At 67.6% G+C, this 1,403-nt stretch carries 1 protein-coding gene; it reads right to left on the reverse strand.

Going from position 1 to position 1,403, the window contains the following annotated elements; translation table 11 throughout:
* Positions 1–277: 277 nt before the first annotated feature.
* Positions 278–1,324, reverse strand: coding sequence for an IS110 family RNA-guided transposase (locus CYD53_RS29740; protein WP_103721673.1), 1,047 nt, complete (start codon positions 1,322–1,324; stop codon positions 278–280).
* Positions 1,325–1,403: the final 79 nt, after the last annotated feature.

The raw sequence follows: 1,403 nt of genomic DNA on the forward strand, positions 1-1,403 counted from the left end.
CGAAGCAATCCATGTGTGGACGGCCCGTTGTTTGCAAGATGGAAGCGTCTGGTTGATCTGGTCGCTTGCGGTCATGTGTCCGGCCTGTTGGTGCGGTTTTCCGCTGGCCAAGATGGTTTCCGCGGCGAGGGAGCCAAACAGGGTGGCGACCTGTGATGGCCACTGGATTGCGCGGCATCGCCCTCGTCGTGGATCGACCGATCCCACCATCTACTCCTTGTCTTGCAAGCTCGGCTCGCCGACGCGGCGGAGGTTGGTGTCCGCGTCGGGATCTCGGTCAGGCAGCGGCCGGGCAGGCCTCTGGCCGCGCGTCGCTCATCCGATAGCGTCCGCCCCTTGCCAGGAGCACCCAGGCGATGCGGGCGAGCTTGTTGGCGAGCGCGATCGCGGCGAGCTTGGGTGGCTTGCGGGCGAGCAGGCTCGTGAGCCAGGGCATCGGTCGCCGGGCCTTGCCGCGCCGCACCTGCCAGACAACCGCCGTTGCGCCGACCACGAGGAGGCTGCGCAAGGTCTCGTCGCCGGCCCGCGTGATCCTGCCGAGGCGGGTCTTGCCGGCGGTCGAGTGGTCCTTCGGCGTCAGCCCGATCCAGGCCGCGAAATCCCGCCCCGACCGGAAGGCTTCGGGGTGCGGCGTCTTCATCACGAGCGTCGTGGCGATGATCGGGCCGATCCCTGGCACCTCAGCCAGCCGCCGCGAGGTCTCGCTGGCGAGATGCCAGGCCTTCAGCCGCGCCTCGATGGCACAGAGGCGCTCCTCGAGCTCGGTGAGTTCGAGGGCGAGCTCGGCGAACATCTCTCGGGCCAAGGGCGGGATCTCCGGATCGTCCCGCACCGTCTCCAGGAGCGGGCGCACATGCGCGGCGCCTCTGGCTTCCACATAGCCGAACTCGGCCGCATAGCCCCGGATCGTATTGGCGAGCTGTGTCCGCCGCCGCCCCAGCCGCTCGCGCATCCCGGCCAGCATCAGGTCGGCCTGCTGTTGGGCGCTCTTCGTCGGCACGAACCGCATGCTCGGTCGCCCGGCCGCCTCGCACAAGGCCTCCGCATCGGCCGCGTCGTTCTTGCCACGCTTCACATAAGGCTTGGCGAGCTGCGGTGCGATCAGCCGCACATCGTGACCCATCGACGTCAGCACTCTGGCCCAGTGATGCGAGGCCCCACACGCCTCCAGAGCCACCAGCGTCGGCGCAAGACCGGCGAAGAACGCCTCCATGGCCGACCGACCCAACTTGCGCTTCAGCACCGCTTGCTCCGACGCGTCGACCCCGTGCACCTGAAAGAGACGCTTCGACGTATCCAACCCAATGCGTATAACATGATCCATGGACGGTCCCCTCAGGTGATGCTTCGACAACCTCACCTTGGCACAAAGATGCCGATCGGGGGCCGTCCACCCCAACAGG

Origin of the sequence: Allobosea psychrotolerans (assembly GCF_002917105.1) — a bacterium.
Lineage (GTDB): Bacteria > Pseudomonadota > Alphaproteobacteria > Rhizobiales > Beijerinckiaceae > Allobosea > Allobosea psychrotolerans.